The organism is Cryobacterium sp. SO2, assembly GCF_026151165.2.
GTDB lineage: Bacteria > Actinomycetota > Actinomycetes > Actinomycetales > Microbacteriaceae > Cryobacterium.
Genome location: NZ_CP117849.1, coordinates 3,617,274 through 3,640,996, shown reverse-complemented (window position 1 = coordinate 3,640,996; position 23,723 = coordinate 3,617,274). Strand labels below are relative to the sequence as shown.

Genomic DNA, 23,723 nt, shown 5'->3' with positions numbered 1-23,723 from the left:
GACGCAAGGTGCCCCCAGAGTGTGGGCCACCATGCTGTCCTTGCGCCTTCGCACGCCCTGGGTGCAGTACTGTTCAAATCATCGACACCTCAACGGCAATTGATCTTGACTCGATCTATCGAGCCGTGCAGGAGACTTTCCGTCGCGGGCTGGTCACCATTATCGGTTCGGGCGCTTCGGTTCCATTCGGTTTACCGACGATGCGAGCGCTTTGTGACCACCTAATCGCCGAAATCCCGGTCGATTCGGACAGTCTGGTCGGAGACGATGCTGAAGCATGGGGAATCGTTCGAAGTGTCCTTGTCGAGACCGGCGAAATAGAAGAAGCCTTCAAGTCTGTCGATTTGTCTGCGACTCTGGATGCAATTGTCACGAACAAGGTCGCCAGCTACGTCCGCTCAGCGGAGAGCTCGGCGATCGATGGCATCCTGGTGTCCCAGGATCGAACTGCCCTGGGCCGCCTGTTCCGACACGTCCTGACCAACAACACCGTTGCAGATGTGATCACCACGAACTACGACCGACTCGTTGAAGTGTGCGCGGCGAAAGAAGGAATTCGCGTTGACACCATGTTTTGCGGGCACACTATCGGTCGACTCGATGCCCGAGCAAGTAAAGAAGAACTTCTCAGAGCGGTTCCGGGAACTGTCGGGAAAGGTACCGTCAAGTTGCAGCACCACCCCCACATACGGCTCGCGAAGCCGCATGGAAGCCTTGATTGGTACTCCACGGGTGAGGGAACAATTCGATCTGAGCACCTCCTCAGCACTGCGGAACTGATCATTGCCCCGGGAGGTTCGAAGTACAGAAAAGGGTATGACGTTCCGTTTGACGCTCAACGCGCGCGCGCGAACGATGCCATCGACGGCGCCACCGCTTTCTTGACCATCGGTTATGGCTTCAACGACGTCCATTTGCAGACACACTTGCAGCGTCAGTTCTCGGGTGTTCCTGCCGTTGTTCTTGCTAGGACTCTGACACCGAGCGCCTTGAATTACTTGGCAGCGAACAGTGCTGCTGTGGGAATTGAGTGCGGGGCGGACGGATCCGGATCTAGAGTCACCATCGGCACCTCCACCATCCATCTAGATGTAGCCATCTGGGAAATCGACGTCTTATTGAAGGAAGTGCTCCGCGCATGACAGATTCGTCACTCGATCTAGACCCAAACAAAGCGTTGGGACGCACCTTCCGCGTGGACACAGCTAGCGTCTGGGTCGAGATTGACGACCATGAGCGCCTCACACGCATCGGTGTCGGCAGCTTGATCGCTCTTCAGGGTGACAGTGCTTCTGAGTTCCTAATCGGCCTACTTGACCGTGTCACTCGCGATCTCCACGATGAAGCGATGCTCGACGACATAGATGATGACGGTCAAGTCCCGGTCGAAAGCCGGCAGAGGGATCTGATCCGAGTTGTCCTGCTCGGCACCTACAGGCGGGTGGACGGAACGAAGACGGATACATTCAAACGTGGCGCAGATTGCTACCCGCGGATAGACGCACCGTGTTGGGTGCTGGAGTCCTCCAACCTTCAAAAGCTCATGGGGATCCTAGCGAAACAAGTCCCCGCGGAGGAGCGGCTCAAGCTTGGTCACTTCGTAGCAGACAAGACGGCGGAGGCTGTCGCCGATGGTAATCGATTATTCCAGCGACATGCTGCGCTTCTAGGCAGCACCGGCTCGGGCAAGAGCTGGGCGGTGGCACTGATTCTTGAAAAGGCTAGTGGTCTGGCGCACCCCAACTTGGTGGTTCTGGACATGCACGGCGAGTATGCACCTTTGGCTGACGACCCCGACTCCTACGCTACGCGGCTAAGGATTGCCGGCCCCGGAGACGTTGACACTCCTGGAGACGATGCATTGTTTCTCCCTGCGTGGCTACTCAACCAGGAAGAGATGCAGGCCCTCTTGCTCGACCGATCCGAAGAGAACGCACCGAATCAGGCTGCCCGTCTCGGAAAACATGTTCGTGATCTGAAACGCGAAGCGCTTGAGGGTCAGGGGCATGAGGCAGTACTAGCGCGCTTCACCGCTGACAGTCCAGTCCCATTTGACTTGTCGCAATTGACGGAGCGGCTCCGGCTAGACGACTCCGAGATGGTCGCCGGAACACGGGCAGATAAACAGGGCCCGTTCCACGGGAAGCTGACGCGCTTCATAGCTCGGTTAGAGTCACGCCTGGAGGATCGTCGGTACTCCTTCATGTTCGCGCCACCGGAAGATCACGATGAATACGAATGGCTTGAAGGCTTTGCTGCCAAGTTGCTCGGCACTAAACCCGGCATCAAGATTATTGACTTCAGCGAAGTCCCCAGCGATGTGCTCCCAGTAATTGTCGGAGTACTGGCCCGTCTCCTGTACGAGATCCACTTTTGGACCGACGTAGAATCTCGGACCCCAGTCACGCTCGTTTGCGACGAGGCCCATCTGTATATGCCAGCCGACCCGCGTGACACCGCTGAGGCCAGAGCACTTGACGTTTTCGAGCGCATCGCAAAGGAAGGGCGTAAATACGGGGTTTCACTTCTGGTTGTTAGCCAGCGGCCAGCTGACGTGAGCCGCACTGTGCTTTCTCAGTGCAATAACTTTCTGGTATTGCGACTAACGAACGATAGAGACCAGATGGTCATCCGGAGACTCATGCCGGATAGCTTGGAAAGTCTCACCGCTAGCCTGCCCCTGCTCGACGTGGGGGAGGCATTGCTCCTAGGCGACGCCATCATTCTCCCCACCCGTATCAAACTAGACAAGCCCAAGATCAGACCCGCGAGCGCAACCTTGGACTTCTGGACCGAATGGTCCACTCGACCCGTCAATGCCGAAGACTTGAAGCGCGCCGTGGAGTCAATGCGGACACAATCGCGCGTTTGACATCAGGGACCTCGCTATTCGTCGAGCGGGGTGGCCGGCGTCAGCGACGGCATGGCCGTCATCAATTCCACCAAGTCCATCTTCACCGAAGCCGGTAGCGCGGGATCGATCCAGCACGAGGTGCAGGTGGGCATGAGCGGCATGAACGTGCCGATTGTGGTGCCCTCGGAGTGCCGTCCGGTGCGCGGAAGGACTCTATGTCCGGACATGCCAGGGCACGCGGTCCGGCTGGCTTCGCCTTCAATCGCAGAACATTGAGCTTGACGGTCGTTGCGGCGACTCCGCGCTGGCCCGCCGGAGGGTGTGCAGCCGGTGCATTGAAAAAGTCGAATAGGAGCATCGCTAGCCAGGACGATAGTTAATTGCATTGCCGGAACTGAGCGAACTAGGCGCCACTCTCTTTCTCGGCGGATCGCATACCGTTGAAAAAAGGTACATAGACCAGCCGAAGGCATAGCCACCAGACATAGAGCGCATGGTGGCCATTTGCTTCATCGCTAGAAATCAGGCCATGCGCAACGTTGTTGCGCAAGTTCGGACCTGTCGGCCCGCAGAAGAGTGCGCGCATTTCGAACGTCAGGTCCTCACCAAACAATTCTTCGGCCTCATCGAGTTCCATTAGCGCTGAAAGCCCCACCTCCGACTCCGCTCCCTCAGATGAGAACTTGCTAGTCGGCAGCCCGCCTTCTCTGAATTGATAGCGAACCATGTCTTCGATTTGTGGCGTGAGGATGTGCAGCGCGCTCGCGAAGTTCCCGGTGTACCCGTCGTACAACGCGTGAGCGACGAGGCCGACCGACTTCGGAGGAATCACTGATGCACCCCGAACGATGACCTCGAAGTCTGCGCGCTTCAGTTTGTGCTCAGAAGTGACCACGTCAAGTGCAGGCCGAATATGGGCCATGCAAACAAGTTGCAGCCGAATTTCGTACGCCTGAATCATTGCCCGCCAAAGTGATTCCTTCTGTCCGTAACGGTTCATTCCGTCTGCATCGCTCACGTTAGTCACTCGACCGTCGCCCGTTAGGGTGACGTGACCGAAGAGTGCGCTTATCGAGCCAAGAAGCGATTCCTCACCCTGGCGTTTCATCTCGTCGAAGGATGCCAGGGGCATCGCACCGCAGAGATATGCCAATGCGTCGCTGGTACTCCGCCCAGATGTGGACTGGCGGGTGTACTCGACAGGTTGCGTGAGGTCGACCGGATCAGATTCGAAGCGGTGCATTTCTTCGAGAGACCGGAGTCCATAATCGCGGATCCGCATTGGAAGCGACGCGAGCAAGCTTTCCGCGCGCTCATGTCGATGCTTGCGCGGGATCCTCTTGAGGTGTTGGAGTGCTTTCTCTGTAAAGGACGACGCGACCAAGTAGGAGGCACCGGCGCCCTGGGTGCGCAACTCGGCGTCACCAAGCCATGATTCGGCTATAGCGAGAAAATGCGCGCTCGCTTCGGAAGGATCGCCCGCGGATATTGCCCACGTGGCGAGTAACTCCATAATCTCTCGCGCCAGCGCAGGACTGACATCGTCCCGGTAGGCAAGCTCGTTCAAGTGGCGTCGCATTGCGTCAAACCACGTGCCCAAGAGACGGTGTTTCGTCAGGACGCGGGCCCACCCATAGACAAATACTGGCGACTTCGAGATCAGCGTGGCTTTGCAAAGCTCCTCTTGAATCGAATCGAGCAGGTCGGAAAATCGAAGTCGTTTTGCAAGCTCGATCGAGCGCTCAAACTCGGACTCGAGGCCCCTGGACCATTGATCTTCCTGAATGCCTTGCGACAACCAGTTTTCGACTGCGATGCGAGCGAAGGAATATCGCTGTTTCGTATCAGGCCAGTGCATCCAGAGAATGTCCGCCAGCCGGGCGTTCAAACGCGCGTGCGGTGAGTGTTTGAGTGCTCCGGCGAGGAGGCCGAGTTCGTACTCAGTCAGATCAGCGGGGACAGCACTGCGCCTCCCCTCGATTTGAACCATCGGCCCATATGGTTCCTCGAAATTCCCATCCCGCGGCCACATGGAGCACACTCGGCTGAGTAGCTCAAGTGCCGCTCGGCCGTCTTGGTTGTCGGCGCCGACTTCCTCGGCCATGGAATCCCAAACGCTCATGAGGTCGTGCACGGATCTGCTGCTGTCGCCCAATTGGCTGAGCCAACCGGTCTGCATAAGTCCGGAGAGAAGTCGTTGATCGTCTGGCGTGTCCATTACTGGAGTTTGTCAGGAGCCAGTGACGCCTGCGACGCTTTCGCGCGGCAACGCGCAGAGGGATAGATGGTGTCGACTGAGCCAGCGCAGAATCCCCTGCGAACTGCTGCAACCATCCGCATGCGACATCTTCATGCAAGGCGTCATTACTTGAGGCCGGTAACGGCACGGTCATCTTCACCAACGACGGCGGCGGGGCCAGGTGGTTCCAGCACGAGGTGCAGGTGGGCATGGATGGCATCAGCGTGCCGATCCCGGTGCCCGTGGCTTACCCGTTGCTCGGCGGCTGAGAGGACTGCCTGTTCGGCGACGCCAACGCGTACGGCCCCGCTGGCATCAGCTTCTACATCCGGGAGAAGGCCGTAACCGCTCGCTGGCTCGACCTCAGCCACGGCGGCATCAACCCAGGCTTCCCAGAACACCTGACGCGGCTCGCAGCGTGCGTGGGTGCCAACGGCGTCCGTTAGTGCTCGCCGCGGGGGAAAATGCTCGCGGCGCGCGGAAATGCGCTAGAAATCGCACGCTGCGAGCATTTTCACGAGCCGCGAGGCGTGCGGGCGCACCAATCAGGGTGCGCTTTGCGCTTTCGCCCAGTCCAGCGAGTGCCTGGCCTGGGCGGCGGTCACTTCGGTGCTGCCCTGACAGCGGCTGCACACGTTGACGTAGCGCGTCGAGACCGGGAACAGGGGGAGGAAGAAGAGCGTGAATCGTGTCGCCCGCTTGATGACCTGCTGCTGGGCCAGTACTCCGCAGTACCCGCACACGAACAAGACGAGATTGATCACGGCCTCGGAGGCGCGTGTGCCAAAAAGAAGGATCATGGTCTGCTCTCTCTTGGTCGCGAGTGGAAAGATCTGGCAGGATGCTGACCCCGCGAGCGGTCCCGGTAACCGCGTGGACCACGGCCACCGGGAGACCGGCTAGTGCTGAACGCTGCGACGGCCGCTGAAGCGGATGTAGACCAGGAGCACGATGATCGCGCCGATGATGGAGCCGATGATTCCGGCCGGCTGGAAGAAGCCATCCATCGGGTCGTGCTGGAAGATCAGGAAGCCGAGGAATCCGCCGACGAAGGACCCGACGATGCCGAGCACGATGGTCATCGGGATGCTGATGTTCTGCCGTCCGGGCACGACGAGGCGAGCGATGGCGCCGGCGATGATGCCGACGACGATGAGGCTGATGATGAGACCAAGCATTGTGGTCTCCTTCCTGTTTGGGTGGGGCTGAGGTTTCGATGTGACCAGCGGTTGCTGGGCGGTGAACAGCCAAACACCCTGAGGGAGGCGGCGGTACACCCCTAGGGGTGTAGCCGGTCGAACTGCTCTGGCAGTAACGTCCTACTATGTCCCCGTCGCAACCCGTCACCGTTGCCCTGGTCGATGACTACGACATTGTGCTCAAAGGCCTGGCGCACATGTTCGATCACTACCGGGATCGGGTGCTCGTTGCGGAGATCGATGCGAACACGGGTCTCTCCGACAGCACCGACATCGTGCTGTACGACTCCTTCGCCCAGCCCGAATCCGATCTGTCGGAGCTCTCCGCCCTCGTCCGGAACCCACGGGCCGGTCGCGTCGTCATGTACACCTGGAACTTCCAGCCCGACCTGATCGCCGCGGCGCTCGACCAGGGCGTCAGCGGCTACCTGTCCAAGACGTTGCCGGCCCGCGACCTGGTCGCGGCTCTGGAATCGGTCCACGCCGGCGACATCGTGGTGAGCGATCCACCGCAGCGGTCGGGAAGCGCTCCAGGACTCGACTGGCCGGGGCGCCGCGAGGGGATCACTGATCGCGAGTCCGAGATCCTCGCGCTGATCACCCAAGGCAAGAGCAACGCCGAAGTGGCGTCGCTCACCTACCTCAGTCCCAATACCGTGAAGTCCTACATCCGCAGTGTGTACGGCAAGATCGGTGTCGCCAGCCGAACCCAAGCGGTTCTCTGGGGTGTCGGGCACGGATTCAGACCCGACCACCACCGGATCGACAGCTGGCTCGGCGGCCCCTGAACGGCGGGCGTGCCGCGTCGACAGCCCTCGCGATCGGGCCCCGGCCGTGGCAGATTGGCCTCCAGAACGAAGGAGTGTCCCGCTGATCTCCTCGATGGCCGCATCGTCGATCGTTACGCGCGCCCGGTGAGGAGCAAATTTCTCGGTAGTGGATCGCTGTCGAACGTCGAAGGGACCAATGGGTTACGTCATCCTCGTCATAGCGCAGACGATCGTGCTGCCACTCATCGCCGGCGGCATCGAGCTTGCCGTGGTCGGTGGCGAACCGGTGCTGGTCTTCGGCAGATGGTGGGTGTTCTGGGGAGTCGGCACCCGCCTGCTCGTTGCCGGCATCGCTCAGGTCTCTGGCCGGGGGCCGACCGCCGCGATTCTCGGCGGGCCCGCCCCGAGCCCGCAGGCACAGCAGCTCACCCGCGAACTGGGCATGGCGAATGTCGGCATGGGGCTTGCTGGGCTTCTCGCGCTGCTGCCCGGGTGGGCGCTTCCCGCCGGAGTCGCCGGCGGAACCTTCCTCCTGATTGCCGGCCTCCTGCACCTGCCGAAGGCGAACAAGAACGCCAGAGAGACACTCGCCACCTGGACCGACCTCATCGTGGGAGCCGCGGTAATCGTGCTCGCCGGCTACACCGTCGTGCAGGCGGCTACCGGTTAGGACCGCTCTGGTGCAGGTGCCCGCCACGGTCGGCTGAGCAGGATCCAAGAAGCACGCTCCCCGGGTTCCTCCTAGAGTGAGTGCCAACAAGCAATCAGCGCAGCGAAGCATTCAGCGAGAGGAACGGACCATGAGCACAACCTTCAGCAAGGAGGAGAAGGCCGCCATGCGAGCGGCGGCAGCCGAAGCCAAGGCCGCGAAACTGGGAGCCGACCTGGAGGCAGCGTGCCTGGCCGCCATCGACGAGATGCGCGGCACAGACAAGGAGCTGGCCGAGATTCTGCACCGACTGGTCAAGGACCACACCGACCTGGGCGCGAAGACCTGGTACGGCATGCCGGCGTACGCCAACGCAGACGGCAAGGTGGTGGTGTTCTTCCAGAGCGCCGCCAAGTTCAAGGTGCGCTATGCCACCATCGGCTTCCAGCCGGACGCGAACCTGGACGACGGTAATTTCTGGCCCACCTCGTTCGCGGTGACCACGCTCACCGACGCGGACCAGAAGCAGCTGGTCGAGCTGCTGAAGAAGGCCGTCTCCTGACGCGGATGTAGACCACACCGCTGCGACCAGCTCAGCGCGCCCGGAACGGCGGATCGATCGCGCTACAGCGGGCGGTCGGCAATACGGGGCGCGGTGACGACACCCGCACGCGCCCCTGATCAGCCCGCCTCAGCTCCGCCGTCGTGGGCGACGCGATTGGCGAGAACGTCGTCCATGTGCGTTTCGGCCCAGGATTTGAGGCCGCGGATCATCTGCTGCAGAGAGAGTCCAAGGTCGGTGAGCTCGTACGTGACCGTGACGGGCACCGTTGCCAGGGCCGTGCGGGTCACGAGGCCGTCACGCTCCAGGGCGCGCAGCGTCTGGGTGAGCATCTTCGGGCTGACGCCGGCCAGGGTGCGGGCCAGCTCCGAGTAACGCATCGAGCCGGGCTCGTCGACGCAGTCGGGGCCGCTACCCAGGGCGGTGAGCACCAGTGTCACCCACTTGTCGGAGATCCGGTCGAGCAGTTTCTGGCTGGGACAGACTGCCAGGAACGCGTTGTAGTTCGCCTTGCTTGCCGCTTTCGACTGGGCCGCCGTCATGGTCGCCATTGATTGCTCCTCTTCCCTGCGGGTGACTAAGGCACTCGAAAGTGCCTACTTCCCAACGGGAAGCTACTTCCCCAGACTGGACCCCTGACGCGACTCCGCGCCACCCCCCAATCTGAGAGGCAACACCATGATGATGCACACTGCGACCCTTCCCGGCGGAACCTGGTCGCTCGGCGACCTCTCCGTCTCCCGTTTCGGTTTTGGCGCAATGCAGCTCGCCGGCCCGTGGGTGGTGGGTCCGCCCGCCGATCGCGACGGGGCCCTCGTCGTGCTCCGCGAGGCCGTGGAGCTCGGAATCACCCACATCGACACGAGTGATGCCTACGGCCCGCGCTTCACCAACGAGCTGATCCGTGAAGCCCTGCACCCGTATCCGGAATCGCTGCACATCGTGACCAAGGTCGGAGCGGCCCGTGACGCCCAGGGCGGCTGGCCCACGGCCCGGCAGCCAGACCAGCTGCGAGCGCAGGTCGAGGAGAACCTTGCAGTGCTCGGCCTGGACACACTCGATCTCGTCAACCTGCGAATCGGGAACGCCGAGGGACCCGTGGCCGGCTCGATCGCCGAGTCGTTCCAAGCGCTTGTCGCGATGCAGGCCGAGGGTCTGATCCGGCACCTTGGCGTCAGCAACGCGACGGTGGATCAGGTCGTTGAGGCCATGGCGATCGCCCCGATCGTGTGCGTGCAGAATATGTACAACCTCGCCTTCCGCCAGGACGACGACCTGATCGACATGCTGCTGGGAAATGACGTGGCCTACGTGCCATTCTTCCCACTGGGCGGTTTCAGCCCGCTGCAGTCCGAGGCGCTCGTGGCTGTAGCTTTCCGGTTGAACGCGACACCGATGGCGGTGGCCCTGGCTTGGCTGTTGCAGCGCTCGCCCAACATCCTGCTGATCCCCGGGACATCGTCGGTTGCGCACCTGCGCGAGAACCTGCTCGGCGCAGGACTCTCGCTCTCCGCCGCCGACGTCGCTGAATTGGACACTATCGGCCGCTGACCCCTGCGCCTCTCATCCGAACCGGGTGATGGCGGAGCCCGGCAACCAAAGGCAACCTTCAGTACGCGTCTACTGAAGTCACCTGGAGGGCATCATGTCATCGCAAGCCGAGGTGCGGAGCGGGACCACCACGCTATGGTCGTTGCTGCCCCTCGCGCTGGCGCAGTTCATTTGTTCCTTCGCCGGTTCGAACATGAACGTCATGCTCACTGACATGAGCCAGGATCTCGACACCTCGATCCAGGGCATCCAGTTGTCGATCACGCTGTTCTTGCTCGTGATGGCGGCCCTGATGATCCCGTTCGGCAAGCTGACGGAGCAGCTGGGGCGGAAGACCTGCTTGGTCCTCGGTTTGGCCGTCTACGGTGTCGGTGCCGTCATCAGTGCCGCGTCGCCCGGCCTCGGCGTGCTTATCCTGGGCAACTCGATCCTGGAAGGGGCCGGCACCGCTCTGCTCATCCCGCCGGTCTACATCCTGGTCACCATGTACTGGACGGGCGTGGCCGAGCGGGCCCGCGCGTTCGGCCTGGTCAGCGCTGCCGGCGGGGTCGGCGCGGCTACGGGGCCTCTGATCGGCGGGTGGATCGCCGCGACCATCAGCTGGCGGGCGGCGTTCATCTTCCAGGCGCTCGTCATCGTGGTCATCCTGATCCTCGCTGTGCGGCTCAAGGATCCGCGCGCCCGCGAACCAGACAAGCCGTTCGACGTCATCGGGGCGGTGCTGTCGGCACTCGGGTTGATCGTCTTCGTGATCGGCATCCTCGCCACCGACAACAACCTGCCCGTGGCGCTCGCGCTGATGGCAGTGGGCATCGGCGTGATCGCGCTGTTCTTCTGGTGGGTGCGGCGACTGGAGCGGAAGGGGCGTGATCCGCTGCTGTCGACCGCGTTGTTCAAGATCCGGGTCTCCAACCTGGGCCTGATCACGCAGAACTTCCAGTGGCTGCTGCTGATGGGCATTTCGATGCTCGTGGCGAGCTACCTCCAGGTCGTCCGCAATTACAACGCGATAGACACCGGGATCATTTTCAGCGCCGCCACCGCCGGCATCCTGGTGTCGTCTCTGTCCGCGGGGGCACTGGTGCGGCGGTTCGCGCAAAGGTCGCTGATCGTGGTCGGCTTCCTGGTCACCGGCATCGGCCTGCTCCTCCTGCTGATCGTGGCGACCGTTCCGGGCGCATGGGCGTTCGCGCCGGGCCTGCTCACGATCGGGCTGGGGATTGGGCTGATGCTCACCCCGAGCGTCAACATCGTGCAGTCAGCCTTCCCCGAAAAGCAACAGGGGGAGATCAGCGGACTCTCCCGCAGTGTCTCGAATCTCGGGTCGAGCTTCGGGACAGCGATCGTGAGCACCCTTCTCGTGCTGAACGCGGACGCAAATGCAGGCGGATACCTGGCGGCAATAGTGCCCCTGCTCGCCATCGCGGCCGTCGGAATCGTCATCGCGATCCTCCTGCCCGGACGCGCCAAGCCCACCATCACGCCGGCTGCCGCCGAGACCTGAGCCATGATCATCACGCCTGCGGGAGCAGCCGTGGAAGAAGAGAGGACGACCCCATGAAGAGCTACCCCTCGATCGCCGACCACGGCCTGATCGGAGACTTGCAGACCACGGCGTTGGTGTCGACGGACGGCACCATCGACTGGTTCTGCAGCCCGCGGTTCGACTCCCCGAGCATCTTCGCCTCGCTGCTGGATCACGCGAAGGGTGGGCATTTCAGCGCGCATCCGCAGGTCGACGCGTTCGAGACGAAACAGCTCTACTTCCCCGACACGGCGATCCTGATCACCCGCTTCCTCACCGAGAACGGAGTGGGCGAGGTGATCGACTTCATGCCGGTGACCTCCGAAACACCCAGCGGCCATCATCGCCTCCTCCGGGGGATGCGCTGCGTGCGGGGTGCGATCACGTTCGACGTCGAGATCGCTCCCCGGTTCGACTACGGCCGGCAGACCCACCAGACGACCGTCACCGACGACGGCGCCGCGTTTGTGGCCGGCGACACCACGCTGACGATCAGCCTCATCCGCGACCAGGGCGAGGAGCGGCGCGGACGGGTGCAGCCGTCGGAGGAGGGCGACCTGCGGTTCACGCTGAGCCTGACGGAGGGGGAGATGCGCGGCGTCATCCTCGAAACCGGCGGCGACCCCACTCCCCGGGCCGTCCCCGTGGCCGAGGCCCAGCGACTGTTCGACGACACCGCCAGCTACTGGCAGAACTGGGTTGGGCAGTCGACCTACGTGGGTCGCTGGCGCGAGGAACTGCAGCGGTCGGCCATCACCCTCAAACTGTTGACCTACGCACCGACCGGTGGCCTCGTCGCCGCGCCGACCGCGGGCCTTCCGGAACAGATCGGCGGGGAACGCAACTGGGACTACCGCTTCACCTGGGTGCGGGATGCGTCCTTCTCCGTGAACACGCTGGTGCGGATGGGCTTCTCCACCGAGGCCGCCGCGTTCGGCCGATGGCTTCGCGACCGGGTGGCCGAACCGCGGGGCAGCGACTCCGGCCCGCTGAACATCATGTACCGGATCGACGGCGACCCGAACCTGTCCGAGGAGATCCTCGCGGACTGGGAGGGATACCGCGGCTCTTATCCGGTGCGGGTCGGCAACGGCGCCGCCGAACAACTCCAGCTCGATATCTACGGGGAAGCGATGGAGGCCGTCTACAACGCCGACCGGGCCGGCATCCAGATCGGCCAGGCCGGCTGGTTGGGCATCGGCCGGTTGCTCGACTGGCTCGCCGACCACTGGGACCAACCGGAGGAGGGCATCTGGGAGACCCGCGGCGGGCGGAAGGACTTCACCTACGGGCGCCTGATGTGCTGGGTCGCGTTCGACCGCGCCATCCGGCTCGCCACCGCGTACGGCCGACCCGCGCCGCTGACCCGGTGGATCGCGGAGCGCGACGCGATCTACAACCAGATCATGGCGAAGGGCTGGAGCGAGGAGCGTCGCGCGTTTGTTCAGCAGTACGGGGAGCCGGTTCTCGACACCTCCCTGCTCAAGATGCCGCAGGTTGGCTTCATCGCGCCGCAAGATCCGATGTGGCTGGACACCATGCGGGCGATCGAGAGGGAACTCGTGTCTGACAGCCTGGTCTATCGGTACGACCCGGCGGCGTCTCCCGACGGGCTGCGGGGGTCGGAGGGCACCTTCTCCCTCTGCAGCTTCCTCTACGTCGACGCGCTCGCCCGAGCCGACCGGCTCGCCGACGCGCGGTTCACGTTCGAGAAGATGCTGACCTACGCCAACCACCTCGGGCTGTACGCGGAGGAGATCGCACCGACCGGTGACCAGATCGGCAACTTCCCGCAAGCGTTCACCCACCTCGCGCTCATCGACGCGGCCATCACGTTGAACGAGCGCCTGGACGCGCGGGACGCCAAGGGCGGCCGCCGCTGAGCCGCCGGAAGCGGTGCCGCCGCACGCGCGAACGAATAACTCGCTAGCGTCACAGGGGTGACCCAGACCTACGACCTGCCCGGGGATTGGCTTCCCCGCACCGCGTCCCGGAAGCCGTTGGTGCTTGTCAACGCGTTCGCGTTCGCGAAGTCGTCCACCCCACCGCCGGATCAGTGGTTGTATTTCGCCAAGCTCCGGCCGGTGCCGTGGCGGCTGGTGGCCACGTACGTCGTGATCACCGCGATCTGCCTCTGGGGATTGTTCGGGATGATCGGCGTGGCCGGGGCCGACGTCGGCTACGTCCTCTTCCCGCTCATTGTTCTGGGCGTCGGCGCACTGTTCTTCGGTTGGGCCGCCCTCATGTCCCTCGTCTCGTACGGCACACGCACCGGCTGGCCGCACCTGCACGGGTTGGGCATCGGGGCCTCCGGCATCGCGCTTCGCTTCACCGGGGGTGACGCAGACGTTCCGTGGGAGGCCGTGACGTCGATCGGGGCCGTGTTCACGAACCCCGAGAACCCCAGGAGGGCGCAGATCCCGGTTGTGCGGGTGAGGTATGCCGAGACGCACGTCGACCTGAACGCCCAGATCCTTGGCGCCTCCCCGGTCCTGATCCTGATTGCGCTCACCTACTACTGGAAGCACCCTGAGATCCGCGGCGAGCTCAGCACCAGCGCCGCCCAGAAACGCATGACCGGCTGGCTCGGTCAGGTCGCCCCTCGCTGAGAGCGCGGGTGGCCGATGAAACCAGCCAGGTGCGGGCGCTCCACCGCTGACCTGTTTTCCGTTTGACTTCCCGGCCGTGCACGGCACTATCGTGTGGGGTGTGAGCAGTCGCCGCAATCCCGGGTCGCAGTCGTCCCTGCGAGAGGCCAATCGCGCGCGCATCGTCGACGCGATCACCCACCACGGCGCCCTCACCCAGGTGGAACTGGCCGGGGTCACCGGGTTGTCGCCGGCCACGGTCTCCAACATCGTCAAGGAACAGGCCGCCGCCGGCGTGCTGGCCACCACCCCCACCTCGCGCAGCGGCCGCCGGGCGGTGCGGGTGACCCTGGCCAGGGAGATGGGCCTGGTGGTGGGCCTGCACGTATCCAACCGGCAGCTGCGGCTGGCCCTTGCCGACGCCGGCCATCAGGTGCTGGCCGAGCGGATGCTGCCGCTGGCCCGTGACCACCGCGCCGACAGTGAACTCGACAGGGTGATGCTGCTCATCCAGGACATGGCCGAATCGGTGGGCGCCGGCCTCGACGAGGTGCTCGCGGTGGGGGTGGGGCTGGCCGCGCCGGTCGACCCGCGCACCGGCATCATCGCCACTCCCGGCCTGCTGCGCGGCTGGGACGGGGTGCCCGTGGCCGAGGAACTCGAGGCGCGGCTGCACCGGCCGGTGTTCGTCGACAACGAGGCCAACCTCGGCGCCCTCGGCGAGTACCGCATGGGCGCCGCCCAGGGCATTCGCCAGGCCGCGTACCTGCGGGTGTCGCACGGCGTGGGCGCCGGGCTGATCGTGGACGGGCGGGTCTACCGGGGCGGCAGCGGCAAGGCCGGCGAGATCGGCCACCTCACCCTCGACGAGCAGGGCCTGGTCTGCCGGTGCGGCAACCGGGGCTGCCTGGAGACCCTGGTGGGGGCGTCCGCGCTGGCCGCGAAATTCCCGGGCAGTCACGGTGACGTGAAGCTGCGCGACATCGTGCTGCGTGCCGACGCGGGAGAGGCCAGGGCCCGCCGGGTGATCGCCGACGCCGGCCGACACCTGGGCATCGCGCTGGCTGGCCTGAGCAACCTCGTCGACCCGCACCGGATCGTGGTCGGCGGCGAGCTCGCCGAGGCCGGCGAGATGCTGCTCAGCCCGCTGCGGCACGCGCTCGAACGCTCCACCCTGGCCACCGCCTCCGGGGTTCCCGACGTGGTCAAGGGCGAGCTGGGCGAACGGGCCGAGGTGCTCGGCGCGGTGCTCTTCGCCATCGATCGGGCGCAGATCGTGGCGGGCCGCCCCGACGACATCGGCCGCTCGGTGGCCGGCGGCCCTGCCCCCGACATCCTGCCCGGAATCAGCACCGTGCCGCCCGCGCCGAGCGACGAAATATCGCCCGAAAGGGGCGGTTTGGCCTCTTGAGTTCAAGCCTTGACGGCATTTGGCACCGGGGCCATGCTCGTTACACCGCCAACGAGGGTGGTCACAGTAGGAGGCACATCATGAGAAAACCCAGGAAGAGGTTCGCGCTCCTGGCGATCGCACTGATCGCAACCACAGGCGCTCTGACCGCGTGCACATCGTCCGGCTCCGACTCCTCCAGCTCAGATGGAGGAAGTTCCGGCGACACCATCAAGATCGGCCTGCTCCTTCCCGAATCCAAGACCACCCGCTACGAAAGCTTCGACCGGCCGCTCTTCGAAGACAAGCTCACCTCCCTGGGCAACTACGAGGTGATCTACGCCAACGCCGACCAGGATGCCGCCAAGCAGCAGCAACAGGCGGAATCGGCCCTCACCGAGGGTGTCGAGGTTCTCGTACTCGACCCGGTCGACGGCGCGGCAGCGGCCAGCATCGCCGAATCCGCGGCAGCGCAGGATGTGCCGGTGATCTCTTATGACCGCCTGATCAAGAGCGACAAGGTCAGCTACTACATCTCCTTCGACAATGAGCAGGTGGGTGTGCTGCAGGGCACGGCGCTGGTCGACAAACTCAAGCAGGACAACACCACCACGGGCCTGATCATGATCAACGGTTCGCCCACCGACGCCAACGCGGCCGAATTCAAGAAGGGCGCACACTCGGTGATCGATCCGAGCGGCATCCCGATCCTTGCCGAATACGACACTCCGGACTGGAGTCCGGACAAGGCCCAGGAGTGGGCAGCCGGTCAGATCACTCAGTTCGGCACGGAGATCTCCGGCATGTACGCGGCGAACGACGGAACGGCCGGCGGTGCGATTGCCGCTGCGAAGGCCGCCGGAGTGTCACCGTGGCCTCCTGTCACCGGTCAGGACGCCGAACTCGCCGCCATCCAGCGCATCGTCGCCGGCGACCAGTTCATGACCGTCTACAAGGCGATCAAGCTCGAGGCCGAGAAGGCGGCGGAAATCGCCGACCAGCTGGCCCAGGGCAACACCCCGGAGCCTGACACCACGTTCCAGGACATCCCGTCCACGCTGCTGACGCCGGTGGTGGTGACCGTCGACAACATCCAGGAAACCGTGATCGACGACGGTTTCTACACCGTCGACGAGATCTGCACCGCCCAGTACGCCGACGCGTGCGCTGCGGCCGGATTGCAGTAATCGCAAACGGTGGACGGCTCCGCAGGCGCCGACAACTGAATAGCTACGAAACGGCCGGCCGGGGCACCCTACCCACGATTCGGTACCCGGCCGGCTCTCATCTCGAGCAGAGGAATCACAATGGCTGTGCTTTCCACCCCGGATGCGCCCACCAGTGACCTGGTGCTGTCGCTGCGCGGAATCGACAAGAACTTCGGCGCCGTGCAGGCGCTCACCGACATCGACCTCGACATCTACAGCGGAGAGGTTGTGGCCCTCGTCGGCGACAACGGTGCCGGCAAGTCCACCCTCATCAAGATCCTGGCGGGTGTGCACCCGCAGGACGGCGGCACGATCAGCCACGATGGGAAGGCCGTCTCTATCAACAATCCGGCCGACTCCAACAATCTGGGGATCGCGACCGTGTACCAGGATCTGGCGCTCTGCGACAACCTCGACGTTGTAGCCAACCTGTTCCTGGGTCACGAGCTCGGGCGGGCCACCATCAACGAGGTGGAGATGGAGAAACGCTCCTGGGGCCTGCTCCGTCAGCTCTCCGCTCGCATCCCCTCGGTGCGCATCCCCGTCGCTTCCCTCTCCGGCGGGCAACGGCAGACCGTGGCGATCGCCCGGTCGCTGATCGGCGAACCGCGCATCGTCATCCTCGACGAACCCACCGCCGCCCTGGGCGTCGCCCAGACGGCCGAGGTGCTCAACCTGATCGAACGGTTGCGTGAACGCGGCCTGGCCGTGGTGCTCATCAGCCACAACATGGCGGATGTGCAGGCCGTCGCCGACCGAATCGTGGTGCTGCGCCTGGGTCGCAACAACGGCGAGTTCCGCGTGGCCGACGTCACCTACGAAGACATCATCGCGGCCATCACCGGCGCCACCGACAACGCCGTGACCCGACGGGCCCAGGCGCGGGTGGACACCGCCGACGCCGCCGCAGTGACCGCGGCAGGCGCCGCCCCCGACACCGCACTGCGCAAGGAGGAACGGCCATGACCACACCGACGTCGACCCCGCCGCCCGCCAGCCCCGAGGGCGCGGCCCCACCCACGGAGACCGTGCGGTTGGCTGCCGTGGCGGCCGACCTGCAGGACGAACGCCTGATCCAGCCGCACGGCATCGGCGGTACTGTGCGCGCGTTCGGCAAGCGCGTGCGCTCCGGCGACATCGGTTCGCTGCCCGTCGTGATCGGCCTGATCGTGATCTGGGTGGCCTTCTCGCTGCTCAACCCCAACTTCCTCTCCAGCACCAACCTGGTCAACCTCACCCTGCAGTGCGCGGCCGTCGGCACCATCTCCATCGGCATCGTGCTCGTGCTGCTGCTCGGCGAGATCGACCTGTCGGTCGGGTCGGTCAGCGGTCTGTCGGCCGCCATCCTCGCCGTGAGCTTCGTCAACATGGGCTGGCCCCTGCCGGTGTCCCTGCTGGCCTCCCTGCTGGCGGGTGTGGCCGTCGGACTGCTTTACGGTTTCCTCTACACCCGGTTCGGGGTGCCGAGCTTCGTGATCACCCTGGCCGGCCTGCTGGGATTCCTGGGCCTGCAGTTGTGGGTGCTCGGCTCGACAGGGTCGATCAACATCCCGTTCGACTCCTGGATCGTGCAGTTCTGCCAGCAGTGGTTCCTGCCCGACTGGGCGTCGTACCTGCTCGTGGTGCTCACCGTGCTGGCCTACGCCGCGCAACTGTTCCTCACCGCCAACCGCCGGGCCGCGGCCGAGCTGTCGGCCGTGCCGACCTCGTCGATCATCGTGCGCAGCGTGTTCCTGCTCCTGGTGCTTGGGGTGCCCACCTGGTACCTCAACCAGACCCGTGGGGTCGGCGCGATGTTCCTGCTGTTCCTGGTGCTCGTCGTGGTGATGAACTTCTTCCTCACCCGCACCCGCTGGGGCCGGTCGGTCTACGCGGTCGGCGGCAACGTCGAGGCTGCCCGCCGCTCCGGCATCAACGTCACCCGGGTGTATCTCACCGTGTTCGTGCTCTGCTCCACCTTCGCGGCCCTCGGCGGCATCCTCGCCGCGGGCCGGCTGGCGGCGGCCAACCAGGGCTCGGGCGGCGGCGACACCAACCTCAACGCCATCGCCGCAGCGGTGATCGGCGGCGCCAGCCTCTTCGGCGGCCGCGGAAGCGCGTTCTCCGCCCTACTCGGCATCCTGGTGATCCAGTCGATCTCCAGCGGCCTCACCCTGCTCAACCTGGACTCGTCGATCCGGTACATGATCACCGGTGCGGTGCTGCTGCTCGCGGTCATCGTCGACTCCCTGTCGCGTCGCACCCGGGTATCGCACGGTAGAGCCTGACCGCCTCCCGCCCGGGGCCGGGCGGAGGCGGCAGAGAAGACCGTGGTTCTCGCTCACCCCGGCCACGCAGCCGGACGGTGGCGGAATCACCGTCTTTGGCATGTGGCTCCCCACACTGCTGCTCCCCGCAGTGGGGCGTGCCCGCGCCCGGCGCACTCGGTAGAGTCGGGCGTGCACGGGGGTCGTGCGGGCGCCGTGCGGGCGCCGGATGGGGGAAACATGCGTCGTTCGAAATCAGGCTGGGGCACGGTGGCGGCCGGCCTGCTCGGTGTGACCCTCGCGCTGACGGCGTGCACCACTGCATCGCCGACGGCCGCCCCCACCGAGAGCGCCGAGACTGTGAAAACCGCGGACTGGACGACCATCGAGTTTGCCGGCATCGGGCCCATCGACAAGAGGATCGAGGTGCCAGACGGCGCCGCATCCCTTCGGGTGCAGTTCACCTGCCTGGGCGGCAACTTCACCCTCACCACCAGTTCGGCGATGGAGAATGACCGGTCCGGCGGCTGTCAGGGAGTGCGAACCTACTTGCTGCCGGTGCAGGACGGCAGTCTGATGCAACTGTCGATCCTGCTGCCCGCCGACGCGCACTACGCGCTGACGGGTGAGTTCAGCACCGATGTTTTCACCCCCGATCCGCTCATCACCGACGCCTGCGCGCAGCTGTCGGAGTTCATGAGCCTGTACCTGAACGCCGATCAGGGGTACCAGCGCGGTGAGGTGAGCGCCGAGGATTGGCGCGTGCAGATCGACGAGGCCACGGACATTGTCACCCAGTTGCAGGACACCGCCACCGGGCTGATCGCCCTACAGGTGCCCGCCCTGGTGGAGGGGATCTCCTCGCCGGTCGTGGTGCCCGGCTACTTCCTCGAGCAGCGCTCGCCGACCGAGCTGGATGCGGCGGGCACAATCGTGTCGGACGTCTGCAGCAACAACGGCTCCGGCCTGGCGATCACCTCTAGCTACGGCGGCTGACCCCTGCGCTGACTTGCCGCAAAGTGCCGCTTCAGCGCCCGGGATGGGGTGTTTTGCGGTAAGTCGACGGCTCGGCCGCTGGGTGTGCTGGCCTAGGAAGCCAGGGTCGCGGCCTCACGCATGATGTCGGCGGCGGCGTCGTCGCCGTGACCGGCCAGGGCCACCACCTCGCCGATCACCACGACTGCGGGGGAGCGCACCCCGGCCGTGGAGGCGAGGGCGCCGATCGTGTCCAGCCGGCCGACCGTGGTGCGCTGGTCGTGCGCGAAGCCGCGTTCCACGATCGCCACGGGCATGTCCGTCCGCATCCCGAGACGGGCCAGTCCCGCAACCAACTGCTGCAGGGTACCGATGCCCATCAGCACCACGATCGTGCCGTCGAGGCCGATCAGGTGGGTCAGCTCGGAGTCGCTGATCGGGGCGTGACCGGAGATCACGGTGAACAGACGACTGATGTCGCGATGGGTGACCGGGATGCCCGCCGCGGCCGGCACGGCGATCGCGCTCGTCACTCCCGAGATCACGGAGACCGGTACACCGGCAGCACGGCAGGCGAGCACTTCTTCGCCGCCTCGGCCGAACACGAACGGGTCTCCGCCCTTGAGCCGTACAACGGTGAGGCCGGCCAGAGCCGACGCCACCAGCATCCGCTCGGTGGCGCGTTGGGGAATGGCGTGGTGCCCCGGAGCCTTGCCGACATCGACGTGCTCGGCGCCCGGCGCCCAGACATCGAGCCTGTCGGTGGGGCCGAGCCTGTCGTAGTAGACGATGTCGGCGGCGTTCAGCGCCGCCAGGGCGCCGACCGTGAGCAACTTCTCCAGGCCGGGACCGCCGCCGACGAGCGTGACCGACCCGATCGGGGAGGTCGATGCCGCACTCTCCCTGGTCAACCAGGTGCGGTGCCGGGCGCAGGCCGCGGCGATGACGGCATCGAGCTGCGGGCTGGCCTCGACGACCACGACCAGGTCCACGGCGGCGATGAGCGCACCCCAGGAGCCGATCGACCGGGGAAAGACCGGGCTGAGCACCCCGGGCATCGCCGTAGCGATCGGAGCGACCGGAGCGACGGCGCCGGTAACGGGGCTGGGCTCGGGCACGTGGTGCACGGTTGCGCCGACGGCCAGATAGCGCGCGAGAATGCGCCGGGCCGCCCGGGCACCGCCCACCACGAGAACTCGCTTTCCCGCGTACTCGAGGCCCAACGCCACGGGCTACTCCGCGCCGGTCGCCGCGGCCACCGGAACCTCGGCGCCATCCCGGCGCACCGGGATCGTGAGTCCGGCCAGGTGCACCGGTCCGGCGGCGCTGGAGCCGTCGCGCTCCTCCGGCCGAGCGGGTCGCGGCTGTCCACGGTCGATCACCTGGAGGAGCGAAGGGTCGGGGGTGTCGGCGTTCACGAACGGCCGGAACCGACGAAGTCGCTCCGGATCGGCCAGGGTGGCCGCCCACTCGTCTTCAAAGACGTCGATGTGCGCGGCCATGGCGGCCTCGAGGTCGGCGGCGATACCCAGGGAGTCGTTCACGACCACGTCGTACACGTGGTCGATGCCACCCTCGAGGTCTTCCTGCCAGCGCGCGGTGCGCTGCACCCGGTCGGCGGTGCGGATGTAATACATCAGGTAGCGGTCGATGTACTTCACCAGGGTGTCCTCGTCGAGGTCCTTGGCGAGGAGCACGGCGTGCACAGGCTGGAAACCGCCGTTGCCGCCGACATAGAGGTTCCAGCCGAGCTCGGTGGCGATGACGCCGATGTCCTTGGCGCGGGCCTCCGCGCACTCGCGGGCGCATCCGGAGACCCCGAACTTGAACTTGTGCGGCGCTCGCAGCCCGCGATAGCGGTTCTCCAGCATGATCGCCAGCGCCACGGAATCCTGCACCCCGAACCGGCACCAAGCCGAGCCGACGCAGGACTTCGCGGTGCGCAGGCTCTTGCCGTAGGCCTGGCCGGATTCGAATCCGGCATCCACCAGGGTGCGCCAGATGTCGGGCAGCTGGTCGAGACGGGCACCGAAAAGGGCGATCCGCTGCCCGCCGGTGATCTTGGTGTACAGGTTGAATTCGGCGGCCACCTGGCCGATGGCGATGAGCTTCTCCGGGGTGATCTCACCGCCGGGGATGCGGGGGACCACCGAATAGCTGCCGTCCTTCTGCATGTTCGCGAGCGCCCGGTCGTTGGTGTCCTGCAGGCCGCCGCGGCCGGCATCCAGGATGTACGCCGAGGACTGCGAGGCGAGGATGGAGGCGATGGTGGGCTTGCAGACGTCGCAGCCGAGGCCGGTGCCGAAGCGGTCCATGATCTGGTCGAACGAGCTCAGCTGCAGCACCCGCACCGACTCGAAGAGTTCGCTGCGGCTGATCGAGATGTGCTCGCAGAGCGCTTTCGACACCTCGAGGCCGGCATTGGTGAGTTCGGTTTCGAGAACCTTCTTGAGCAGCGGAACGCAGGAGCCGCACTGGGTGCCGGCCCGCGTGCACGCCTTCAACGCACCCAGCTCGGTGACCGGGTCGCCGTGGTCGCCGCGGATGGCCGCACGCACTGTGCCGAAGGACACGTCGTTGCAGGAACACAACTGGGCGTCATCGGGCATGTCCGAGCTGGAGGGAAGCTCGGCGCCGGAGGCGGAGAGGTAGGCGCCGGGTTCGGTGGGCAGCTCGCGGCCGAGCAGCGGGCGCAGCGACAGGTACGGTGACGCGTCGCCGACGAAGATGCCGCCGAGCAGGGTCTTGGCATCGCTGGAGACGACGACCTTCTGGTACAGCCCGCGGGCGGGGTCGGCGTAGACCACCTCGAGGGCCCGGTCACCGGTGCCGAAGGCGTCGCCGAAGCTGGCCACCTCCACACCGGAGAGCTTGAGCTTGGTGGCGTCGTCGATGCCGGGGAACACGGCCTGGCCGCCGTTCAGCCTGTCGGCGACGACCTCGGCCATGGCGTTCGCCGGGGCGACGAGACCGATGCAACGGCCGTCGACGCTGGCGACCTCGCCGATCGCCCAGATGCCGGGCACCGAGCTGGCACAGTCGTCGCCGATCACGATGCCGCCGCGCGGGCCGATCTCCAGACCCGCAGCGCGGGCGAGTTCGTCGCGCGCTCGGATGCCGATGGACCAGACGATCAGGTCGGCGTTGATCTGACGATCGTCATCGAGGGTGAGGCCGAGAACCTGCCCGGTCTCCGCTACGAGGATTTCGGTGGGTCGGTGGCCCAGCTCAAGCCGGATGCCCTGCGCGTCGATGAGTCGGCCGAGGGCCATGCCGGCGCCCTGGTCCAGCTGGGTGGGCATCAACCAGGTGGCGCCATCCACGATTGTGGTGTTCGCGCCGAGGCGCTGCACACCGCCGGCGGCCTCGAGGCCGAGCAGCCCGCCGCCGATCACGGTGACATTCGCGGGGCGACCGAACTTGGCCTTCAGTCGGGCGGTCTCGCTGACGAGGTAGTCAACGTCTTCGATCGTGCGATAGACCACACCGCTCCCGGCGCCGGGAACCGGCGGCACGAAGGCGCTCGAACCGGTGGCGAAGACCAGGTCGTCGTAGCCGAGAACATCGCCGGTCTCGAGGGTGACGGTCTGGGCCGCGGCGTCCAAGGCGGTGACGCGGCTGCCGCCGCGGTAGTGCATGGTCTCGGACTGCCAGAAGGCCGGGTCGCCGAGGGTGAGATCTTCGGGGCCGCCGAGGCGGTGCGAGAGGGAGACCCTGTCGTACGGGAGGTGCACCTCTTCGCCGATGACGGTGACGTCAACGGGGCGCGCGGCGTCGCCGGCGGCGCGGGCGCGGGCATCCATCGCCTCGGCGAACCGGTGCGCAGCTGGGCCGCCGCCGATCACGAGCACGCGGCGGGGCTGCTGGGGGGTGTTCAGTGTCATCGCGGCACCTCTCGAGATCGGGTTCGGCCGCATGACGCCGCATTCGGCATCGCGCCGACCTTTGTAGCGTCTGTCTATTCAGT

Annotated in this window: 21 protein-coding genes and 1 pseudogene; 15 read left to right on the top strand and 7 right to left on the bottom strand. The window is 65.5% G+C overall.

Annotation, left to right across the window (positions count from 1 at the left end):
- The first annotated feature begins 125 nt into the window (after positions 1-125).
- Both BJQ94_RS17145 and BJQ94_RS17140 read left to right on the top strand, forming a co-directional pair.
- Positions 126-1,142 carry an SIR2 family protein gene (locus BJQ94_RS17145; protein WP_265399662.1) on the top strand — a complete coding sequence of 339 codons (1,017 nt, stop codon included), beginning with the start codon at positions 126-128 and terminating at the stop codon, positions 1,140-1,142.
- On the top strand, positions 1,139-2,872 hold the full coding sequence (locus tag BJQ94_RS17140; RefSeq protein ID WP_265399663.1) for an ATP-binding protein: 1,734 nt from the start codon (positions 1,139-1,141) through the stop codon (positions 2,870-2,872). Before BJQ94_RS17145 ends, BJQ94_RS17140 begins: the two co-directional genes overlap by 4 nt.
- A 14-nt stretch (positions 2,873-2,886) precedes the next feature.
- On the opposite strand, the gene BJQ94_RS17135 is transcribed toward BJQ94_RS17140, so the two are convergent.
- Both BJQ94_RS17135 and BJQ94_RS17130 read right to left on the bottom strand, forming a co-directional pair.
- Positions 2,887-3,015, bottom strand: a complete 129-nt coding sequence (locus BJQ94_RS17135; RefSeq protein WP_265399664.1) for a hypothetical protein — start codon at positions 3,013-3,015, stop codon at positions 2,887-2,889.
- 242 nt (positions 3,016-3,257) lie between these two features.
- Positions 3,258-5,072, bottom strand: a complete 1,815-nt coding sequence (locus tag BJQ94_RS17130) for a DUF4209 domain-containing protein (protein WP_265399665.1) — start codon at positions 5,070-5,072, stop codon at positions 3,258-3,260.
- Between the two features lie 158 nt (positions 5,073-5,230).
- Here BJQ94_RS17130 and BJQ94_RS17125 point away from each other — a divergent pair.
- Positions 5,231-5,539, top strand: a pseudogene (locus tag BJQ94_RS17125) (hypothetical protein); the annotation flags it as partial.
- Between the two features lie 99 nt (positions 5,540-5,638).
- On the opposite strand, the gene BJQ94_RS17120 reads toward BJQ94_RS17125, so the two are convergent.
- Both BJQ94_RS17120 and BJQ94_RS17115 read right to left on the bottom strand, forming a co-directional pair.
- Positions 5,639-5,893, bottom strand: coding sequence for a zinc-ribbon domain-containing protein (locus BJQ94_RS17120; protein ID WP_265399666.1), 255 nt, complete (start codon positions 5,891-5,893; stop codon positions 5,639-5,641).
- Between the two features lie 99 nt (positions 5,894-5,992).
- Positions 5,993-6,271 carry a GlsB/YeaQ/YmgE family stress response membrane protein gene (locus tag BJQ94_RS17115; protein ID WP_265399667.1) on the bottom strand — a complete coding sequence of 93 codons (279 nt, stop codon included), beginning with the start codon at positions 6,269-6,271 and terminating at the stop codon, positions 5,993-5,995.
- Positions 6,272-6,417: 146 nt separating this feature from the next.
- Here BJQ94_RS17115 and BJQ94_RS17110 point away from each other — a divergent pair, with 146 nt between their 5' ends.
- The 3 genes from BJQ94_RS17110 (at position 6,418) to BJQ94_RS17100 (ending at position 8,273) form a co-directional block, all read left to right on the top strand.
- Positions 6,418-7,080 (top strand): response regulator transcription factor, encoded by a 663-nt coding sequence (locus BJQ94_RS17110; RefSeq protein ID WP_265399668.1) that lies wholly within the window; start codon positions 6,418-6,420, stop codon positions 7,078-7,080.
- A 178-nt stretch (positions 7,081-7,258) separates the two neighbouring features.
- Positions 7,259-7,732, top strand: a complete 474-nt coding sequence (locus tag BJQ94_RS17105; protein ID WP_265399669.1) for a hypothetical protein — start codon at positions 7,259-7,261, stop codon at positions 7,730-7,732.
- A gap of 130 nt (positions 7,733-7,862) precedes the next feature.
- Entirely contained in the window at positions 7,863-8,273 is a 411-nt protein-coding gene (locus BJQ94_RS17100) for a hypothetical protein (protein WP_265399670.1), read from the top strand.
- Between the two features lie 119 nt (positions 8,274-8,392).
- Here BJQ94_RS17100 and BJQ94_RS17095 read toward each other — a convergent pair whose 3' ends face one another.
- The gene (locus BJQ94_RS17095) at positions 8,393-8,824 is read right to left on the bottom strand and encodes a helix-turn-helix domain-containing protein (protein WP_265399671.1); all 432 of its coding nucleotides are present in this window, start codon (positions 8,822-8,824) and stop codon (positions 8,393-8,395) included.
- A 133-nt stretch (positions 8,825-8,957) separates the two neighbouring features.
- On the opposite strand from BJQ94_RS17095, the gene BJQ94_RS17090 reads away from it, so the two are divergent.
- The 9 genes from BJQ94_RS17090 to BJQ94_RS17050 all read left to right on the top strand — a co-directional run bounded on the left by BJQ94_RS17090 (position 8,958) and on the right by BJQ94_RS17050 (position 19,777).
- Complete coding sequence (locus BJQ94_RS17090) at positions 8,958-9,824, top strand: oxidoreductase (protein WP_265399753.1); 867 nt, start codon at positions 8,958-8,960, stop codon at positions 9,822-9,824.
- A gap of 94 nt (positions 9,825-9,918) precedes the next feature.
- Entirely contained in the window at positions 9,919-11,328 is a 1,410-nt protein-coding gene (locus BJQ94_RS17085) for an MFS transporter (RefSeq protein WP_265399672.1), read from the top strand.
- A 53-nt stretch (positions 11,329-11,381) separates the two neighbouring features.
- Positions 11,382-13,232: a glycoside hydrolase family 15 protein gene (locus BJQ94_RS17080; RefSeq protein WP_265399673.1), complete on the top strand. Its 1,851-nt coding sequence runs from the start codon at positions 11,382-11,384 to the stop codon at positions 13,230-13,232.
- Between the two features lie 57 nt (positions 13,233-13,289).
- A complete protein-coding gene (locus BJQ94_RS17075) occupies positions 13,290-13,958 on the top strand; it encodes a hypothetical protein (RefSeq protein ID WP_265399674.1) in 669 nt (222 codons plus the stop codon).
- Positions 13,959-14,058: 100 nt separating this feature from the next.
- The gene (locus BJQ94_RS17070; RefSeq protein ID WP_265399675.1) at positions 14,059-15,348 is read left to right on the top strand and encodes an ROK family transcriptional regulator; all 1,290 of its coding nucleotides are present in this window, start codon (positions 14,059-14,061) and stop codon (positions 15,346-15,348) included.
- A gap of 80 nt (positions 15,349-15,428) precedes the next feature.
- Positions 15,429-16,514 (top strand): substrate-binding domain-containing protein, encoded by a 1,086-nt coding sequence (locus BJQ94_RS17065; protein ID WP_265399676.1) that lies wholly within the window; start codon positions 15,429-15,431, stop codon positions 16,512-16,514.
- 120 nt (positions 16,515-16,634) lie between these two features.
- Positions 16,635-17,501 (top strand): ATP-binding cassette domain-containing protein, encoded by an 867-nt coding sequence (locus tag BJQ94_RS17060; protein ID WP_265399677.1) that lies wholly within the window; start codon positions 16,635-16,637, stop codon positions 17,499-17,501.
- Positions 17,498-18,802 carry a sugar ABC transporter permease gene (locus BJQ94_RS17055; protein ID WP_265399678.1) on the top strand — a complete coding sequence of 435 codons (1,305 nt, stop codon included), beginning with the start codon at positions 17,498-17,500 and terminating at the stop codon, positions 18,800-18,802. Before BJQ94_RS17060 ends, BJQ94_RS17055 begins: the two co-directional genes overlap by 4 nt.
- A gap of 219 nt (positions 18,803-19,021) precedes the next feature.
- Positions 19,022-19,777, top strand: a complete 756-nt coding sequence (locus BJQ94_RS17050; RefSeq protein WP_265399679.1) for a hypothetical protein — start codon at positions 19,022-19,024, stop codon at positions 19,775-19,777.
- A 92-nt stretch (positions 19,778-19,869) separates the two neighbouring features.
- Here BJQ94_RS17050 and cobA read toward each other — a convergent pair whose 3' ends face one another.
- Complete coding sequence (cobA, locus tag BJQ94_RS17045) at positions 19,870-20,985, bottom strand: uroporphyrinogen-III C-methyltransferase (RefSeq protein WP_265399680.1); 1,116 nt, start codon at positions 20,983-20,985, stop codon at positions 19,870-19,872.
- Positions 20,986-20,988: 3 nt separating this feature from the next.
- Positions 20,989-23,640, bottom strand: a complete 2,652-nt coding sequence (gene nirB, locus BJQ94_RS17040; protein WP_265399681.1) for a nitrite reductase large subunit NirB — start codon at positions 23,638-23,640, stop codon at positions 20,989-20,991.
- Between the last annotated feature and the right edge of the window lie 83 nt (positions 23,641-23,723).

Bases quoted from the DNA above. Each gene is read 5' to 3' on its own strand.
- BJQ94_RS17110 (WP_265399668.1), top strand. From the start codon at position 6,418: ATGTCCCCGTCGCAACCCGTCACCGTTGCCCTGGTCGATGACTACGAC.
- BJQ94_RS17105 (WP_265399669.1), top strand. From the start codon at position 7,259: ATGGGTTACGTCATCCTCGTCATAGCGCAGACGATCGTGCTGCCACTC.
- BJQ94_RS17100 (WP_265399670.1), top strand. From the start codon at position 7,863: ATGAGCACAACCTTCAGCAAGGAGGAGAAGGCCGCCATGCGAGCGGCG.
- BJQ94_RS17065 (WP_265399676.1), top strand. From the start codon at position 15,429: ATGAGAAAACCCAGGAAGAGGTTCGCGCTCCTGGCGATCGCACTGATC.
- BJQ94_RS17130 (WP_265399665.1), bottom strand. From the start codon at position 5,072: ATGGACACGCCAGACGATCAACGACTTCTCTCCGGACTTATGCAGACC.
- BJQ94_RS17050 (WP_265399679.1), top strand. From the start codon at position 19,022: ATGCGTCGTTCGAAATCAGGCTGGGGCACGGTGGCGGCCGGCCTGCTC.
- BJQ94_RS17120 (WP_265399666.1), bottom strand. From the start codon at position 5,893: ATGATCCTTCTTTTTGGCACACGCGCCTCCGAGGCCGTGATCAATCTC.
- BJQ94_RS17055 (WP_265399678.1), top strand. From the start codon at position 17,498: ATGACCACACCGACGTCGACCCCGCCGCCCGCCAGCCCCGAGGGCGCG.
- BJQ94_RS17085 (WP_265399672.1), top strand. From the start codon at position 9,919: ATGTCATCGCAAGCCGAGGTGCGGAGCGGGACCACCACGCTATGGTCG.
- BJQ94_RS17140 (WP_265399663.1), top strand. From the start codon at position 1,139: ATGACAGATTCGTCACTCGATCTAGACCCAAACAAAGCGTTGGGACGC.
- BJQ94_RS17135 (WP_265399664.1), bottom strand. From the start codon at position 3,015: ATGCCGCTCATGCCCACCTGCACCTCGTGCTGGATCGATCCCGCGCTA.
- BJQ94_RS17090 (WP_265399753.1), top strand. From the start codon at position 8,958: ATGCACACTGCGACCCTTCCCGGCGGAACCTGGTCGCTCGGCGACCTC.
- BJQ94_RS17115 (WP_265399667.1), bottom strand. From the start codon at position 6,271: ATGCTTGGTCTCATCATCAGCCTCATCGTCGTCGGCATCATCGCCGGC.
- BJQ94_RS17095 (WP_265399671.1), bottom strand. From the start codon at position 8,824: ATGGCGACCATGACGGCGGCCCAGTCGAAAGCGGCAAGCAAGGCGAAC.
- BJQ94_RS17080 (WP_265399673.1), top strand. From the start codon at position 11,382: ATGAAGAGCTACCCCTCGATCGCCGACCACGGCCTGATCGGAGACTTG.
- BJQ94_RS17060 (WP_265399677.1), top strand. From the start codon at position 16,635: ATGGCTGTGCTTTCCACCCCGGATGCGCCCACCAGTGACCTGGTGCTG.
- nirB (WP_265399681.1), bottom strand. From the start codon at position 23,640: ATGACACTGAACACCCCCCAGCAGCCCCGCCGCGTGCTCGTGATCGGC.